Source organism: Pseudomonas sp. ZS1P83 (genome assembly GCF_054897825.1).
In genome coordinates, this window is record NZ_CM142706.1 from 2,301,641 (window position 1) to 2,318,921 (window position 17,281).

Here is a 17,281-nt window from a genome sequence, read left to right on the forward strand (position 1 = left end):
GTCGCAACGCTGCTTCCGTCAATTCACCGTACAAAATCGACATCTCAAATCAACAGCATGATCGTTTCAGCGTTTCACTCGGCAATTCCTTAAATAACGCCCGATAACTGCTGGAAAATCTTCCTAAATGCCAGAACGACCAACGCATCGCGACATCTGCCACCGTGGTGTCCTTGGCCGTGCGGCTGAGCAATTCTCGGCGCGCACTGTTGAGTCGACGCAAGCGCAGCCAATGGGTCGGGGTCATCCCGGTATACGCTTTGAACGCATGCTGCAACTGACGCAGTGACACCCCGGCGACCTGCGAAAGCTCCAGCAGGTTCAGGGTTTCTTCCGGGGCATCAGCCGCCCACTCACCGATGCGCTTCATCACCGATCGCTCTTCGGCGCGGCGCTGTAGACCTCCGCGATCAAGGCACACACACGCATTGTCGAGGATGTACAGGCAGTCTTCCAGCAACTGTTGGGTCAACGCTTCCTTGCTCGGTGGATCGAGCGTCTGCGCCAGTCGGGTCAACGTCCCGCTGAGCCAGCGACTGAACAGCGCGTTCTGTCCCGAATTCAATGGTGCCATGAACAGGCCTTCGAGCCTGGTCACATTCAAACCGTGACGCTGAACGAACGCCGGACCGAACACCACGGCGATTTCCTGGTAGTTCTCTGGGGTGATCCAGATGTTGCGGCTTTCACCATTCAACACGTACAGCGCGTTGTCGCTGCGATCGAAACAGAACGCCAGCGAGCCTTCGGGTGCGCTGAAATTCTGTTCGACCCGCGTGTTCATGTGCTCCTCGTAAATCTCCACACCTTGCAGGTCCAGATAGCGCACGCGCCCGGCGAAATGCCCCGGCGACATTTGCTGATAATGCTGCACCCAACCCGGTGTGGCGCGGATTTGCTCGGCCACGTCGGCGGTGTTGAACGCATGTACTTGTAAGGGGTTGCACGTTGTCATGGGTGACCTTACGCACTCGTTTGGTGCGTTTTGGTGCTGCTGAAAGTGGATAGATGGAACGTCAAGGCTCGCCCAAGATAGTCGTCAACGCGCCACAGGGGAAGTGTGTGGTGGATGAAACCAGCCTCCCCGGCGTTAATAAAACCAATAACGAGGTCTTTATGAATGTCCCTTTCGATCAGCTACTCACGTGGCTGAAAGATCACAAGATTACCGAAGTCGAGTGTGTGGTCAGCGACTTGACCGGCATTGCACGCGGCAAAATTGCACCCACCAACAAGTTCCTGCATGAGCGAGGCATGCGCCTTCCGGAAAGTGTGCTTTTGCAAACGGTAACCGGGGACTTTGTCGACGACGACATCTACTACGACCTGCTCGACCCGGCCGACATCGACATGGTTTGCAAGCCCGTTTCCGACGCAGTTTACGTGATTCCATGGGCCATCGAGCCCACCGCTATCGTGATTCACGACACCTTCGACAAGTTCGGCAACCCGATCGAGCTGTCGCCGCGCAACGTGCTGAAGAAAGTCCTGCAGCTGTACACCGACAAAGGCTGGAGGCCGATTGTCGCGCCGGAAATGGAGTTCTACCTGACCCAGCGCTGCGAAGATCCGGACTTGCCGCTCAAGGCGCCGCTGGGTCGTTCGGGCCGTGCGGAAAGTGGTCGCCAGTCGTTTTCCATCGACGCCGCCAACGAATTCGATCCGCTGTTTGAAGACGTTTACGACTGGTGCGAACTTCAGGGTCTGGACCTCGATACCTTGATCCACGAGGACGGCCCGGCGCAGATGGAAATCAACTTCCGTCATGGCGACGCACTGGACCTGGCCGACCAGATCACCGTGTTCAAGCGAACCCTGCGCGAGGCGGCGCTCAAGCACAATGTCACCGCAACCTTCATGGCCAAACCGATTGGCGATGAGCCCGGCAGCGCCATGCATATCCACCAGAGCATCGTGGACATCGCCACCGGCCAGCCGATCTTTGCCGATGCCGACGGGCAGATGAGCGAACTGTTCCTGCACCACATCGGTGGCCTGCAAAAGTACATTCCCAAAGTGCTGCCGATGTTCGCGCCCAACGTCAATTCGTTCCGCCGCTTCCTGCCGGACACTTCGGCGCCGGTGAACGTCGAATGGGGCGAAGAAAACCGTACCGTGGGTCTGCGTGTGCCGACCTCCACACCCGATGCAATGCGCGTGGAAAACCGTTTGCCGGGGGCCGACGCCAACCCTTATCTGGCCATCGCAGCGAGCCTGTTGTGCGGGTACCTGGGCATGGTCGAGCGCATCGAACCGAGCGCTGCGGTGCAAGGTCGCGCCTATGAGCGCCGCAATCTGCGCTTGCCGATCACCATCGAAGACGCACTGACGCAGATGGAAGAGTGCGAAACCATCGGCCGTTATCTGGGCAGCAAATTCGTCCGCGGTTACGTGGCGGTCAAGCGCGCCGAACACGAGAACTTCAAGCGTGTTATCAGCTCGTGGGAGCGTGAGTTCCTGCTGCTCAGCGTCTAGCACTTGATCGTTCCCATGCTCTGCGTGGGAACGCCTCACCGGACGCTCCGCGTCCATTTTGGGACGCAGAGCGTCCCAGGCTGCATTCCCACGCAGAGCGTGGGAACGATCATTCGAAGAGGTGTCGATATGCGTCTATTGAAATCCGTGGTTCCGCTCGCGTTGGCGTCGTTGTTCAGCGCCGTTGCGCAGGCTCAGCCAACGGTCAGCGTCTACAACTGGACCGATTACATTGGCGAGACCACCCTCGTCGACTTCCAGGCGAAAACCGGGATCAAGGTGATCTACGACGTGTTCGATTCCAACGAAACCCTGGAGGGCAAATTGCTCGCTGGCCGCACGGGGTATGACGTGGTGGTGCCGTCCAACCACTTCCTCGCTCGCCAGGTGAAGGCCGGCGCGTTCCTGAAGCTTGATCGTTCGCAGCTGCCCAACTTTAAAAACCTCGACCCGAAATTGCTGGCGCTCCTGGAGAAAAACGATCCGGGCAACGAGCACTCGGTCCCGTACCTGTGGGGCACCAACGGCATCGGCTACAACGTCGACAAGGTCAAACAAGTGCTGGGCATCGATCACATTGATTCCTGGGCAGTGTTTTTTGAACCCGAGAATCTGAAGAAACTCAGTCAGTGCGGTGTGTCGATGATGGATTCGGCCGATGAAGTGTTCCCCGCGATTCTCAATTACATGGGCATGGACCCGCGCAGCGAAAACCCTGAAGACTACAAAAAAGCCGAGGCCAAGCTGCTCAGCATCCGGCCTTACATCACCTACTTCCACTCGTCCAAGTACGTCTCGGACCTGGCCAACGGTGATATTTGCGTGGCCTTCGGTTACTCGGGTGACGTGTTCCAGGCCGCGAATCGGGCCAAGGAAGCCAAGAACGGCGTGAACATCGCCTACGCGATTCCCAAGGAAGGCAGTAACTTGTGGTTCGACCTGTTGGCGGTTCCCGCAGACGCCAGCAACCAGAAAGAAGCGCACGCCTTCATCAACTACTTGCTAGACCCGCAAGTGATTGCCAAGGTCAGCGCGTCGGTCGGTTACGCCAACCCTAACCCGGCGTCCAAGCAAGGCATGGACCCTGAGCTGGTCAACAACCCTGAGGTTTACCCACCGCAGGAAGTCCTCGACAAACTCTACATATCGACCACCCCGCCCCAGGCGATCATGCGTTTGATGACCCGTTCCTGGAGCAAAGTGAAGTCCAACCAATGAACCAGTACAGCAACGAACATGCTCGCTCCTATTACGCGGCGTCAGCCAATGGCATGGCGCCCTACCCTACACTGGCCGCGGATCTTGAAGCCGATGTCTGTGTGATCGGTGGTGGCTTTACCGGCGTTAACACGGCGATCGAACTGGCTCAGCGCGGGCTCTCGGTGATTTTGCTGGAAGGCCGACGGATTGGCTGGGGCGCCAGCGGGCGTAACGGCGGGCAGCTGATTCGCGGCATCGGGCATGACGTCAGTGGTTTCACCCGTTATGTCGGTGAGGACGGCGTGCGCTACCTTGAGCGTGCGGGCACGGAATCGGTGGAGCTGGTAGGTAATCGCATCCGCGAACACGGGATTGATTGCGACCTGCGCTGGGGCTTCTGCGAACTGGCCAATACCAAAGCGCAGTTCGCGGCGTTCAAGGCTGAGCAGCAAGGCCTTGTCGAATCGGGTTACGCCCACGAAACCCGACTCGTCGGGCCAGAGCAGATCCGCCAGCAGGTGGTGAACTCCGGCGTGTATGCCGGTGGTCTGGTCGACATGGGTTCCGGTCACTTGCATCCGCTCAACCTGGTGCTCGGCGAAGCGCGGCTCGCCGAATCTCTCGGGGTACGGATCTTCGAGCAGAGCCCGGTGCTGGAGTTAATCCATGGCAGCACCGTGCAGGTTCGCTGTGCCGGTGGCACGGTGCGCGCCGGCAGTCTGGTGCTGGCGTGTAACGCTCATCTGGAAGAACTCGAACCGAAACTGAGCGGCAAGGTCCTCCCGGCGGGCAGCTACATTATCGCCACCGAGCCGTTGACGCCCCAGGTTGCAGCGCAATTGATTCCGCAGAATCTGGCGCTCTGCGATCAGAAGGTCGGCCTGGATTACTATCGACTCTCGGCGGACCGGCGCTTGCTGTTCGGCGGCGCCTGCCATTATTCCGGGCGTGATCCGGCGGACATCGAAGCTTACATGCGCCCGCACATGCTCAAGGTCTTCCCGCAGCTGGCCAACGTGCGCATCGACTATCAATGGGGCGGCAAGATTGGCATCTCTGCCAATCGCTTCCCACAGGTCGGGCGCTTGAGCCAGCATCCGAACGTGTTTTACGCCCAGGGTTACTCCGGCCATGGCCTGAACGTGACCCACTGGTGCGCAAAGCTGTTGGGCGAAGCGATCCATGTTGGGCACAGTCAGGGCTTTGACGTGTTCAGCGCCGTGCCGCACATGACCTTTCCCGGCGGACCCATGCTGCGTTCCCCGCTGCTGGCGCTCGGCATGTTCTGGTATCGCCTGCGCGAACTGCTGGGCTGACCGCCCAACTGATCGTTCCCACGCTCTGCGCGGGAATGCAGCCAGGGACGTTCTGCGTCCCAGAAGCGGACGCGGAGCGTCCGATGAGGCATTCCCACGCGGAGCATGGGAACGATCTGTACCCGCCTTTTAATTTGCTCAATCGCGAGGCGCTTCTATATTGAGGGGGTGCTCTGACCTCCCTGCGTCCTGGCGAGTGCGGCCTATGGCTACGACTGACCCACTGATCATCTGCGAGCACTGCGACTGCGTGTATGAAAAAGTCACGCTCGCCAAACATCAGAAAACCCTGTGTATGCGCTGCGGCGGCGTGCTTCAGCGCTATAACGGTCTGACGGTGGAGCAACGTCTGGCGTTGACCTTCACCGCGTTGATGCTGTGGATTTTCGCCAACTTCTACCCGGTCATGAGCATCAGCCTCAAAGGCCTGAAAAACAGCGCAACACTCTGGGATTCGGTGCTGGCCCTGAGTCTGGGGCCGATCACTTTCATCGCCATGGTGGCGGCGATCGCGATGATCATCGCGCCGATTTTCCAGCTGTTGCTGCTTACCTGGGTTCTGAGCTTCGCCCTCGCCCACCAGCGCTCGCCCGGCTTCAAGTTCTGCATGCGCTGGCTAGAAACCCTCAGGCCCTGGAGCATGCTGGAAGTCTGCCTGCTGGGGGCGATGGTCGCGGTCATTAAGCTCGCCGGATTACTGGATGTGCTGCCCGGCATCGGCCTGTTTGCCCTGGCCATTCTCAGCCTGATGATGATCCGTATTGCCGGGCGCGACGTCCGTGATCTGTGGGACATCTTATGAAAAGGCCTCCGGTGGCGAGCGAACTCAACCTGTGCCTGTGTCACAGCTGCGGCCTGGCCTGTGACATGACCCATGAACCTCACGAATGCACACGGTGCAGTGCGCCGCTGCATCGGCGCAAAACCAACTCACTGGCCCGGACCTGGGCCTACATGTTCACGGCCCTGGCGCTTTACGTCCCGGCTAATCTGCTGCCCGTGATGAATACCAAGATGGTCGGCAATGGCGCTGATAGCACAATCATGAGCGGTGTACTGGAGTTCTGGCAGCACGGTGCCTGGGACATTGCCCTGATTATTTTCATCGCCAGCATCGCGGTGCCGGGCATCAAGTTCGTCGCGCTGACGCTGTTACTGGTGACCGTTCAGCGCGACAGCCAATGGGCGAGTAAGCAGCGGTCAACGCTGTACCGTTTCGTCGAGCTCATCGGTTACTGGTCGATGCTCGATGTGATCGTGGTGGCGCTCGTGGCCTCACTGGTGAAATTTCAAGCCCTGGCCGATATCGAACCGCGCCCGGGCATTCTGTTTTTTGGCTTGGTGGTGGTGTTCACCATGCTCTCGGCCATGAGTTTCGACCCACGCCTGATCTGGGATAAAAAAGAGCGGGATCACCCAATCGAGGAGGTCAAGGATGAAGTCGCAAGCCACTGACGGGGAGCAACCGCCTGGCCAGGCCCCTGTCAAAACCCGTCGCCTCAGCGTTTCGCTGGTATGGATCGTGCCGATCGTCGCGGTGCTGGTGGGGATTTCCCTGGTCGTACACACCATGATGCAGGAAGGTCCGACTATTACCGTCACGTTCAAAACCGGTAGCGGCCTGACAGCCAACAAGACCGAGGTCAAATACCGCAACGTGGTGATCGGCCATGTCTCGGACGTAGAACTGAGCAGCGATCAGAAAAGTGTCAACGCCACCATCAAACTGGCCAAGGAGGCGGAAAGTTTCACCCGCGAAGACTCGCAATTCTGGGTCGTGCGTCCACGTATTGGCGCCGGTGGGGTGTCGGGGATCGATACCCTGCTGTCCGGGGATTACATTGGTGCCGACATCGGCCAGGCCAACGCTCGGGCAAAAAACTTTACCGGCCTGGAAAACCCGCCACCGATTACCTATGGCGAGCCGGGTAAGCGCTTCACCTTGCACACTCAGGACCTGGGTTCGCTGGACATCGGCTCTCCGGTTTACTACCGCAAGATTCCGGTGGGTCAAGTGGTGGCCTATGCCTTGGACGCCGACGGTAAAGGGGTGAACATCGAAGTGTTCATCCACGCGCCCAACGATGCCTACGTCACTGAAAACACCCGGTTCTGGAACGCCAGCGGGATCGACGTGAATGTCGGCGCCAACGGCTTTTCGGTGAAAACCGAGTCGTTGTCATCCATCCTGGTGGGCGGCATCGCCTTCCGCGCTCCGGAATACAGCCCCAACGATCAACCGGCCACCGAGGACAAAGCCTTCGATCTGTTCGAAGACCAACTAACCGCCCTCGCCCCGCCCAGCGGCAAGGGACAATTCTTGAGTTTGCGTTTCGATCAGGCCTTGCGCGGGCTAAAGGTCGGTGCGCCGGTGGAGTTCCTTGGCACAGAGTTCGGCAGCGTCGTGTCGGTGAATCTGGATTTCGACGCGAAAAAGCGCAGTTTTCCGGTCAATGTCGGCATCGTGATCTACCCGCAACGACTCGGCCAGGCCCACAGCAAAATGCTCGAGGCCTTGAAGCATGACCCCAACGACGAAGCCGCAGGCGTACGCCTGATGGGAAGCTTCATCGACAACGGTCTGCGGGCTCAGGCCCGTAGCGGCAATCTGTTGACTGGTCAGTTGTACATCGCGCTCGACTTCTACCCCAAAGCGGAGAAAGTCGTGTTCGATCCGACCGCCCGTCCTGTTTCTATCCCCACCATTCCTGGCAGCCTCGAGCAGTTGCAGGAAAAACTGGAGGGCATGGTCAACAAGATCAACCAGCTGCCAATCGAGCGCATTGCCGGCAATCTGGACAGCAACCTAGTCGAACTGCGTAAAAGCCTGGCGCAGTTTAACGCCAAGACCCTGCCCGGCGTGCAGACGACGCTGGCGGACGCCAGCAAGACCCTGCAATCGGCCACTTCAACCTTGGCTGAAGACTCGCCGCAACGCGAACAATTAGGCCAGACCCTGGACGAACTCGGACGCATGTCGCGCTCCTTGCGTGAGCTCTCGGATTACCTGGGACGCCATCCGGAATCGCTGATTCGCGGCCGTCCCGACAATGCCGCGCCGATGGACCTGCCGGGGCCGCCGCGCAAATGACCACAGGAGCATCACCCATGGCTTTTCCGTTGAAGATCACCTTGGTCACCGCGCTGTTACTGGTCACGGCCTGCCGCAGTGAGCCGATTCAATTCCACACCCTGACCCCCGCCCAGCCGAGCGGTAATTCAAGGACCAGTGCTGCGGATATCCAGATCGAAGGCCTCAGCGTCCCTCCCCAGGTCGACCGCCCGCAGATCGTCATTCGTCAGGGCAACAGCGGCCTGGCCATCCTCGAAACCGAGTGGTGGGGCGCGAGCCTGTCGGATGAATTGCGAACCGCCCTGATCGATCAATTGGTCAACAGCAATCCCCGGCGCATGGTATCGGTGCGGCTGGACGTGCAACGTTTTGACTCGATCCCCGGCCAATACGCGCTGATTGACGTCAAATGGCGCCTGCGGAGTCTAGGCGAAAGCGATAACGCGCTGGTCACTTGCCGCAGCACGTTGCAGACACCATCAGGGCCTTCCATAGGTGAACTGGTAGCGGCTCAGCAGAACAACGTCAGACGCCTGGCCGCGTTGATCAATCAAGCCGCTTCCGGTACATCAAGGGGTTGTCCAGCGGCTCAACAAGAGCCGAACTCCCGCCAGTCAACTCAACCGTGAAGCAACATCCGTTTGGCTGGGGCTCGTAAGTTCCACTCGCCAATTCTGATGGGTGCAAATACGCTGGACCAACGAAAGACCCAGGCCCAGTCCTTCGCCCCGTTGCTCATCACCGCGCATGACGTTTTTCTGCCGGAATGCCAATGCCACTGTCTTCGACACTGAAACCGTGCTCGCGCAGCGTCAGCTTAATGAAACCCGCGCTCGCGCCCCAAACGCAAAAATGCCCGCGACTAGCGCGCTCATCAGGGCGATTACGATAACAATCCGTTTAGTCAGGCTTTGCTTTAAATCCATTTTATTGCCGGGCTCCATTGTCGGGGCAATTGCCACAGAACCGGGGCTAAAACCAAAGTCAGCCCACACGCAACGTACATAAGAGAAGCGTTTACAACAACGCACTAATGATTATCGGCGCCTCCCTCCCGCAAAACTTTCACATTTCTTTCACCCCTCGGGCACCTGAGACCTTTTAGTTTGTCGCTAATTGCGCCTTGACAACCAAATAACCGATTGACTTAAAAGGCTGTTTGGAAGAAGCGCATTGAAAGTTGAAATTTATCGCGCACTCACGAGTAAAACATACGTGCCTAATTTACTATCACGCAAGTTTCCGCAAACACCCATGTGGCTATCACGGCTTTTCGGGCTCACGGGGTTGATCGTGGCGTTGGTCATCGTTGCCGGGGTAACCGGTTTTGTCTTGTGGTCAAGATCTCCGCCCAACCTGTCGACGGCTGGAACCGCAACTAAAGCGGACCTGCTCCAGCGCTGGCAAGACGGTGAGATCGTCGCTCTGGTGCGCCATACCGAGCGATGCGACCGATCAGCGAACCCATGCCTGGGCCCGGCTGACGGTATCACCCAAGCCGGCAGCGTTAACGCCGCGGCGGTGGGCCAGGGTTTCCAGCGCCTGGGCCTGGCGCAGACCGACGTCCTGAGTAGCCCGGTTACCCGTACAGTGCAAACCTCGCACTACATGCTCGGCAAAGACGCGATGACTCAGGACTGGCTGTCGATCTGCGGCAAGACCTTGCGTAACGATGTGGTGGCGCACAAAGTGGCCCATCGCAATCTGGTGTTGGTCACTCACAGCGGCTGTATCCACGACTTTGAAGCGCAGACCGGTTTCCGACACGCGCCGAAAAGTGAATATGGCAGTTCGTTGTTCGTGCGCGTTGGTGCTGATGGACAACTTAAAGTGCTCGGTATCGTCAAAGCCAATGACTGGCATTCTCTGTTGGACGAAAAACGGGGGAGCCCATAATCCTGCCGACGCGTGCGAATGCAGTGTTTTCGAATAAATCGCTGTAACTTAAAACATCCAAAAAACAGTTGAGCCAACTTCCAAGGTCAGGTCGCGGTTGCGGCATGACATTGAAGAAGCTGCGCTCTTGCTGTTTCGTGCTGCGCGCCCGTTCATTTACAAACTTCGCCTAGGTCTAGTCATGACGCCCGATAACCTGCTTTCCCATGCTGCTGGCCATTTGTCCCAAGCAGACTCCACGGCCCGGTCGATTACCGAGCGCTGGATGGTTCCGGGTATGCTGCTGGCCTTCCTGGTCTTTTATCTCCTGCCGCTCGTGACCCATGGCTTATGGACGCCTGACGAAACCCGTTATGGCCAGATCAGTCAGGAAATGCTGTTGAGCGGTAACTGGGTCGCTCCGCATTTCATGGGAATTCGTTATTTCGAGAAGCCGATTGCCGGTTACTGGATGATCGCCATCGGTCAGGCTGTATTTGGCGACACCCTGTTTGGGGTGCGTATCGCTTCGGCACTGAGCACTGGTCTGAGTATCTGGCTAACGTACCTGATTGCCCGTCGCCTCTGGAACGACCCGCGCAAAAGCTTCGCCTGCGCACTGTTGTATATGAGCTTCGGGTTAATCGCCGGTCAGGCCGGATACGCCAATCTCGATCCGCAATTCACGTTCTGGGTCAACCTGAGTCTGGTTGCGCTGTGGTTTGCCGTCGATAGCCAGGTTTCACGTGCTCGACTCGGCGCTTGGGCGCTGTTGGGCGTTGCCTGCGCGATGGGCTTCATGACCAAGGGCTTTCTTGCCTGGTTATTGCCTGTGTTGATTGCCCTGCCCTACATGCTCTGGCAACGACGCTTGGGTGAGCTGCTACGTTACGGGTCTCTGGCGGTCGTCGTGGCCGTCGTGGTTTGCCTGCCATGGGTCCTGGCGATCCACCATCAGGAACCGGACTTCTGGCGGTTTTTCTTCTGGAACGAACACATTCGCCGCTTCGCTGCCGATGATGCGCAGCACGCTCGTCCTTGGTGGTTCTACGTGCCGCTGCTGGTCGCGTCGAGTCTGCCTTGGGCAGCCTTGCTGCCGACGACATTCGTCCAGGCCTGGCAGCAAAGACGCCAGCCGGCAATCAGCTTTCTTCTACTCTGGCTGCTGTTGCCACTGGGGTTCTTCAGCCTGAGCAGCGGCAAGCTGCCGACCTATATCATGCCGTGCCTGTTACCCCTGGCGTTGCTGATGGGCCATGCTCTGACCGAGTTGCTGAACAAGGCGCGCGGCCGGGCGATTCGTATCAACGCAATGATCAATGTCGTCATTGCTACCACAGCCCTGATCGCACTGCTCTATCTGCAAGCCACCAAAGAGATCTACGAAAACACTGAAATGTTTAGCCTGTCGCTGGTGTTTTTCGTGCTGCTTGGCTGGGTCATCGCTAACGCATTGCAAGCCTTGCGTCCATTGATGTTCTGGGCCATGCCGGCCCTGGGTATCTGGCTGTTGGTCGCATTGCTGCCGGCGGCGATGCCCGGCCAGATCGTCGATAGCAAGATGCCCGGTCAGTTCATTGCTGAGCATCTGGATGCCTTGAGTCAGACGACCTCGTTGCTCAGCAACGATTTGGGGGCGGCATCAGCCTTGTCCTGGCGCCTGAAGCGGCCGCAGGTTGATCTGTACAACACTGTCGGCGAGTTGAAGTACGGCCTCGACGATCCCGCGATGGCGTCAAGAAAAGTCACCATGGACAGTGTGGGCCAATGGATGACCGAGGCTCGCAGAAAAGGCGCGGTTGGCGTGGTCATGCGGGTCAACAGCGTCCAGGAGGTGCAAGAAGTCGAGTTATTGCCTATCGATGGCAAGCGCTATCAGCGCGGCAACCTGCAAATTCTGATTTTTCCACAACGCCAACCCTGACAAACCAGCGCTCAAAAAAGAGAGGACCTGACGGGCTAATGCCGATCAGTTAAGCCGTAACACGATCTGTAGCAAGGTTTGCGTTGCGGCTGAAATGGCTTAACTGATCAGCATTAGGCCTGACGGGCCTCTCGATTCAATCGGTTTCGATGATTTGTCAGCGCGCGCTCTGACTTTCGATCTTCGTCGACAAGGTGTTCAGCGCCTCGGTACACCCATCGCAGACGCATTGTCGAACCACTCGGTGGCCACATCACCGTGCACAGCGCTCCAGGCAACGGTTCGCGAGTGAGTGTCTCGATTCCCTGGCCCACAAGCCAAATGACACGAATTAACGAATAAATTGACGTTTTTTTCACATTTCAAGCACTACATTCGCCGCGTCTTAAACATGCAAATGATTCCTATTGATCTACACTGATCGACGACCTACCCTCGTCGACGCTGTCGAATTTGCGCGCACGATTAAAAACAGGAGCTGCCAACGCATGAATGCCCATTTTCCTTCTTTCCTGAAAACTGCACTGCTGGCCACCGCGCTGCTGGGCGCCGGCCACGTGTATGCAGCAGAGGCTGATGGCATCGTGGTCTACAACGCCCAACACGAAAGCCTGACTAAATCCTGGATCGAGGGCTTTACCAAGGAAACCGGCATCAAGGTCACCGTACGCAATGGTGACGACACCGAAATGGGCAATCAGATCGTGCAGGAAGGCTCCGCCTCCCCGGCCGACGTGTTCCTGACCGAAAATACCCCGGCCATGGTGCTGGTTGACAACGCGGGGCTGTTTGCACCGGTTGCGCCGGCCACTCTGGAACAGATCGGCGCGGCTTACCGCCCGGCCCATGGCAAATGGGTGGGGATCGCCGCGCGCTCCACGGTGTTTGTTTATAACCCGAGCAAACTGCCCGAAGCCGAGTTGCCCAAGTCGCTGATGGACCTTGCCGGCCCGAACTGGAAGGGTCGTTGGGGCGCGTCGCCGGCCGGTGCCGACTTCCAGGCCATCGTCGCTGCGGTGCTGGAACTCAAGGGTGAAGCCGCCACTCTGGAATGGCTCAAAGGGTTGAAGGCCAATGCCACGATCTATCGCGGCAACAGTGCGGTACTGAAAGCGGTCAACGCCGGGCAGATCGACAGCGGCGTGATTTACCACTATTACAGCTTCGGCGACCAGGCCAAGACCGGCGAAAACAGCAAGAATACCGCCCTGCACTACTTCAAGCACAAGGATCCGGGCGCGTTTGTCAGTGTCTCCGGCGGCGGCGTTCTGGCGTCCAGCAAACACAAGGAACACGCCCAGGCGTTCCTCAAGTGGATTACCGGCAAAGAGGGCCAGGCCATCCTCAAAACCGGCAAATCGTTTGAGTACGCCGTGGGCAAAAACGCTGAATCCAACCCAAAATTGGTGCCTTTGCAGCAACTCGACGCGCCGACAGTCGATGCTTCAAAACTCGACAGTAAAAAAGCCGTGGAGTTGATGACTCAGGCGGGACTGCTCTAATTGATGCCAGAAACTTTGCCGGCAGGTGTCGCTGAGGCGATACCCGCGAACGTGCGACGACGATCCCGCGGTATCTTCGCGCGGCGCGGTGGCGCGTGGGTGATCAGTTTGTCGGTGCTGGTATCGCTACTGTCGCTGCTGCCGATTGCCTTCGTTATCGGCGTTTCGTTTCAGACAGGCTGGGCGACCCTTGTGCCGCTGGTATTCCGGCCGCGGGTCGCTGAACTGTTGATCAACACCGTTTTACTGGTGGTGATCACGATTCCGTTGTGCGTCACGTTAGGCCTGTCTCTGGCCTGGCTGACAGAACGCACCAACCTGCCGGGCCGACGATGGTGGTCGTTGTTGGCGACTGCACCGCTGGCGGTGCCAGCCTTTGTTCACAGCTATGCGTGGGTCAGTCTGGTCCCACCGATTCACGGGCTGTTTGCCGGGGTTCTGGTGTCGGTCATCGCCTACTTCCCGTTCCTGTACCTGCCAATTGCTGCGACGCTGCGTCGGCTCGATCCGGCCATCGAAGACGTTGCCGAATCACTCGGTCTCAAACCCTGGGCGATATTTTTCCGCGTGGTGCTCCCACAACTGCGCCTGGCCATCTGCGGCGGCGCCTTGCTGGTGGGCCTGCACCTTCTGGCCGAATATGGCCTGTACGCGATGATCCGCTTCGACACCTTCACCACGGCAATCTTCGATCAGTTCAAGTCCACCTTCAACGGACCCGCCGCCAACATGCTGGCCAGCGTGCTCGCCCTGTGTTGCCTGGTGATGCTGACCGCGGAATCCGCTGCTCGCGGCACAGCGCGTTACGCCCGGGTCGGGTCGGGAAGTGCTCGCGAGCAGCGGGTTGTGCGCCTGAAATCAGCAGCCACCCTCCTCGCGTTGACACTGCAGATCGCGACCTGCGCGCTGGCGCTGGGCGTGCCACTGGTAACCTTGGGTAACTGGCTGATCGCTGGCGGTACGCAGGTTTGGCAGATGGCGGAGCTTCTGCCGGCGCTGAAACAGACGCTGCTGTTCGGTGTTGCGGGTGCCGCCCTCACCACCTGCGCCGCCATCCCGATTGCCTGGCTGTCGATTCGCTCTCCGGGCCGGTTGCAACGTGTACTGGAAAGTTGCAACTACATCACCAGTTCATTGCCAGGAATCGTCGTGGCCCTGGCATTGGTGACCGTCACCATCCATTTCGCCCGGCCGATTTACCAGACGACCATCACGGTGTTGCTGGCGTATCTGCTGATGTTTTTGCCCCGCGCCCTGGTGAGTTTGCGCGCAGGTATCGCACAGGCGCCGGTCGAGCTGGAAAACATGGCCCGCAGCCTCGGCCGCTCGCCCGCTCGGGCGTTGTGGCTGATCACCCTGCGCCTGGCTGCGCCCGGCGCTGCAGCAGGCGCGGCGCTGGTATTTTTGGCGATCACCAATGAGTTGACTGCCACCCTGTTGCTCGCCCCAAATGGCACGCGCACCCTGGCCACCGGATTCTGGGCCATGACCAGCGAAATCGATTACGCCGCCGCTGCGCCCTACGCCCTGTTGATGATCCTGTTGTCGCTTCCGTTGACCGGACTTCTTTATCACCAATCCAAACGAACGGCTGGCCGATGAACGCTCTTGAGCTCCATTCCATTTCCAAGTCCTACGGCGCCTTTCAAGCGCTGGAGAACATCAACCTGTCGGTGCCGACGGGCAGCCGAACGGTCATCGTCGGCCCGTCCGGCTCAGGAAAAACCACGCTGTTGCGGATGATCGCCGGCTTCGAATTCCCGGACACGGGCCGTTTATCACTCAATGGCCAAACGCTCGTCGACGACACCCACGAAGTCCCGGCGCATCAGCGTCTGATTGGCTATGTTCCCCAGGACGGCGCCTTGTTCCCGCACATGACCGTGGCCGCCAACATCGGTTTCGGGCTTTCGATCAAGGGCGGCGCAAAACAGGAACGAATCGCGGAGTTGATGGACAGCGTGGCGCTGGATGCAAACATGGCCAACCGTTGGCCCCATGAGCTCTCCGGCGGCCAGCAACAACGCGTGGCGCTGGCGCGGGCGTTGGCGCAACAGCCGCGATTGATGTTGCTGGACGAGCCGTTTTCGGCCCTCGACACCGGCCTTCGGGGCGCCATGCGCAAAATGGTCGCACGGCTACTGACAGACGCCGGCGTCACCACCATTCTGGTCACCCATGACCAGAGCGAGGCCTTGTCGTTTGCCGATCAGCTGGCGGTGATGCGCGACGGTCGGCTCGTGCAGTCGGGCCATCCGCTGGATCTTTACCGTTACCCCGAAGATGAACAAACCGCGCTGTTTCTAGGGGATGCCGTGGTCATGCCCGCCAGAATCGAAGCCGGCTGGGCCCATTGCGATCTCGGTCGTATACCGGTGAACAATCATCGGAACAACAAATCGGCGCAGATCATGCTGCGTCCCGAGCAGCTGCAACTCGTCAGCCTCGAGCCCAGCTCAACGAAAGCTGCCGGGTGCCGAGCCTTGGTGACCGAGCGGGATTTCAGCGGCAACACCTGCACGTTGACGGTGGAGTTGGAGTCTTTGGTTTCCGGAGAACAGCCGGGACGATCGTTAATGGTGCGCAGTTCGGGCCTGTATGCGCCACCCGCCGGCAGTGCGGTTCACGTCTCGACGATCGGCCATGCCCACGTACTGAGCGAATCTTGAGCCCCGTCCGTCAAAGATCGAACCGGTCCACCGCCCGACGCCGCTCGTTGTCATCGCGCACGTCGTAGTTGGCCGTTGTCTGAATGTTGCTGTGATGGGCGAGTTTCTGGGCGATTGACAAGTCATGCTCCTCAATCACTCGGGTAATGAACGAACGCCGAAAATCATGCGGCATGATTTTCACCCCGACCTGCGCGCCCCGTTGCCGGGCAATGTAATAGATCGCGTGCTTGGTGATGCGCTCGCGGGTGATGTGACTGCCGCGACGAATGCGGTTGAACAGGAACGGATCGTCCGCTTCACCCTCCTTCAGCAGTGAGCGCCGCAGTTCCAGCCAGTCATTGAGTTTGGCGAACGCCCAGGCCGGTGCGTACTTGATCAATTGCTTGTTGCCCTTGGCGATCACACGAAGGCTGCGTTCGGTGAAATCGACCTGGTTCAGGTCCAGGTTCACCGATTCCGATTTGCGCATCCCCGAACCGTACAAAATCCCGATAATCGCCGCGTCCCGTAGACCTTGTGGCCGTGGATCGGAGGCACAGACCGCCATCAATTCCTGAATCAGCGTGCGCTTGAGGTTGCGCCCCTGGGACAGCCGCGTGCCGGCAATGCCTTTGACCGAACGCATTTTCAGCAAGTGTTCCTGACTGATCAGGCTCATGCGCCACGCTTCATTCATCACCCCGCGCACCGCGTTGACGTACAGCGAGGAGGTATTCGGTGCGTAGCCGTCCGAGCGCAAGGTTGCCACCAGCGCGATGGCATCTTCAGGCTGCAGGTTGTGCCAGGGAATCTCCTCGACGTTCATGTCTTCGAAGCCCAACCGGTCAGCAGCATCCTGCAAAACGTAACGCATGGTCAGTTGGCTGGAGGGCGCCAGGCGCGCCAGATACAAGGTCAGCGGATTGGTCTTTGAAGAAATGGAGTCGGTAGCGGGTAAGTCAATCAAACGAAACGGCCTTGAGTGGAAACAGTTCATTAAACAACTAAGGATTGAAACATCCTCCCTATAAAGCGGAACACTTCTGTAGGACTTTTTACCAAAAAATCTCGATGAACGTCAGAAGGCTGAACATTGGCTGTATGACGTTCAGATAAACGATTCGACGACCGGTCTTTCATGTTCCTTTCACAAAATCAGGGATAACCTCAATAAGTCTAGGTGGCATTGTGCTAAGTCCCAACCTGCCGACCCGGGCAGAAAAAGTCAACCGGTTAGCTTTTTCATGGATGTGCTGTAACTAATT

General features: G+C 58.6%; 14 protein-coding genes and 1 pseudogene. 12 read left to right on the forward strand and 3 right to left on the reverse strand.

Going from position 1 to position 17,281, the window contains the following annotated elements:
• Positions 1–49 precede the first annotated feature (49 nt).
• Positions 50–955 (reverse strand): helix-turn-helix domain-containing protein, encoded by a 906-nt coding sequence (locus tag ACYZT0_RS11190; RefSeq protein WP_462045872.1) that lies wholly within the window; start codon positions 953–955, stop codon positions 50–52.
• Between the two features lie 161 nt (positions 956–1,116).
• On the opposite strand from ACYZT0_RS11190, the gene ACYZT0_RS11195 reads away from it, so the two are divergent.
• From ACYZT0_RS11195 to ACYZT0_RS11225, 7 genes are all read left to right on the forward strand, one after another.
• A complete protein-coding gene (locus ACYZT0_RS11195) occupies positions 1,117–2,475 on the forward strand; it encodes a glutamine synthetase family protein (protein WP_046055468.1) in 1,359 nt (452 codons plus the stop codon).
• A 129-nt stretch (positions 2,476–2,604) separates the two neighbouring features.
• The gene (locus ACYZT0_RS11200; RefSeq protein WP_462045873.1) at positions 2,605–3,693 is read left to right on the forward strand and encodes a polyamine ABC transporter substrate-binding protein; all 1,089 of its coding nucleotides are present in this window, start codon (positions 2,605–2,607) and stop codon (positions 3,691–3,693) included.
• Entirely contained in the window at positions 3,690–4,991 is a 1,302-nt protein-coding gene (locus ACYZT0_RS11205) for an NAD(P)/FAD-dependent oxidoreductase (RefSeq protein ID WP_462045874.1), read from the forward strand. The genes ACYZT0_RS11200 and ACYZT0_RS11205 overlap by 4 nt, the downstream gene beginning before the upstream one ends.
• Before the next feature lie 205 nt (positions 4,992–5,196).
• Positions 5,197–5,793, forward strand: coding sequence for a paraquat-inducible protein A (locus tag ACYZT0_RS11210; RefSeq protein WP_462045875.1), 597 nt, complete (start codon positions 5,197–5,199; stop codon positions 5,791–5,793).
• Positions 5,790–6,446: a paraquat-inducible protein A gene (locus ACYZT0_RS11215; RefSeq protein WP_462045876.1), complete on the forward strand. Its 657-nt coding sequence runs from the start codon at positions 5,790–5,792 to the stop codon at positions 6,444–6,446. The genes ACYZT0_RS11210 and ACYZT0_RS11215 overlap by 4 nt, the downstream gene beginning before the upstream one ends.
• On the forward strand, positions 6,427–8,082 hold the full coding sequence (locus ACYZT0_RS11220) for a PqiB family protein (RefSeq protein ID WP_462045877.1): 1,656 nt from the start codon (positions 6,427–6,429) through the stop codon (positions 8,080–8,082). The genes ACYZT0_RS11215 and ACYZT0_RS11220 overlap by 20 nt, the downstream gene beginning before the upstream one ends.
• A 17-nt stretch (positions 8,083–8,099) precedes the next feature.
• Complete coding sequence (locus ACYZT0_RS11225) at positions 8,100–8,693, forward strand: PqiC family protein (protein ID WP_462045878.1); 594 nt, start codon at positions 8,100–8,102, stop codon at positions 8,691–8,693.
• Here the strand turns inward: ACYZT0_RS11225 and ACYZT0_RS11230 are convergent.
• Positions 8,611–8,892, reverse strand: a pseudogene (locus ACYZT0_RS11230) (ATP-binding protein); the annotation flags it as partial. The gene ACYZT0_RS11225 and the pseudogene ACYZT0_RS11230 overlap by 83 nt on opposite strands.
• Positions 8,893–9,318: 426 nt before the next feature.
• Between ACYZT0_RS11230 and pmrG the strand changes: the two are divergent.
• The 5 genes from pmrG (at position 9,319) to ACYZT0_RS11255 (ending at position 16,034) form a co-directional block, all read left to right on the forward strand.
• Positions 9,319–9,960 carry a lipopolysaccharide core heptose(II)-phosphate phosphatase PmrG gene (gene pmrG, locus ACYZT0_RS11235; protein WP_462046550.1) on the forward strand — a complete coding sequence of 214 codons (642 nt, stop codon included), beginning with the start codon at positions 9,319–9,321 and terminating at the stop codon, positions 9,958–9,960.
• Positions 9,961–10,141: 181 nt separating this feature from the next.
• Positions 10,142–11,863 carry a lipid IV(A) 4-amino-4-deoxy-L-arabinosyltransferase gene (gene arnT, locus ACYZT0_RS11240; RefSeq protein ID WP_462045879.1) on the forward strand — a complete coding sequence of 574 codons (1,722 nt, stop codon included), beginning with the start codon at positions 10,142–10,144 and terminating at the stop codon, positions 11,861–11,863.
• A gap of 488 nt (positions 11,864–12,351) precedes the next feature.
• Positions 12,352–13,365 (forward strand): iron ABC transporter substrate-binding protein, encoded by a 1,014-nt coding sequence (locus tag ACYZT0_RS11245; protein WP_462045880.1) that lies wholly within the window; start codon positions 12,352–12,354, stop codon positions 13,363–13,365.
• 3 nt (positions 13,366–13,368) lie between these two features.
• On the forward strand, positions 13,369–14,967 hold the full coding sequence (locus ACYZT0_RS11250; protein ID WP_462045881.1) for an ABC transporter permease: 1,599 nt from the start codon (positions 13,369–13,371) through the stop codon (positions 14,965–14,967).
• Positions 14,964–16,034 carry an ABC transporter ATP-binding protein gene (locus ACYZT0_RS11255; RefSeq protein WP_462045882.1) on the forward strand — a complete coding sequence of 357 codons (1,071 nt, stop codon included), beginning with the start codon at positions 14,964–14,966 and terminating at the stop codon, positions 16,032–16,034. Before ACYZT0_RS11250 ends, ACYZT0_RS11255 begins: the two co-directional genes overlap by 4 nt.
• 10 nt (positions 16,035–16,044) lie before the next feature.
• On the opposite strand, the gene ACYZT0_RS11260 is transcribed toward ACYZT0_RS11255, so the two are convergent.
• Positions 16,045–16,983, reverse strand: coding sequence for a site-specific integrase (locus ACYZT0_RS11260; RefSeq protein WP_462045883.1), 939 nt, complete (start codon positions 16,981–16,983; stop codon positions 16,045–16,047).
• Positions 16,984–17,281 lie beyond the last annotated feature (298 nt).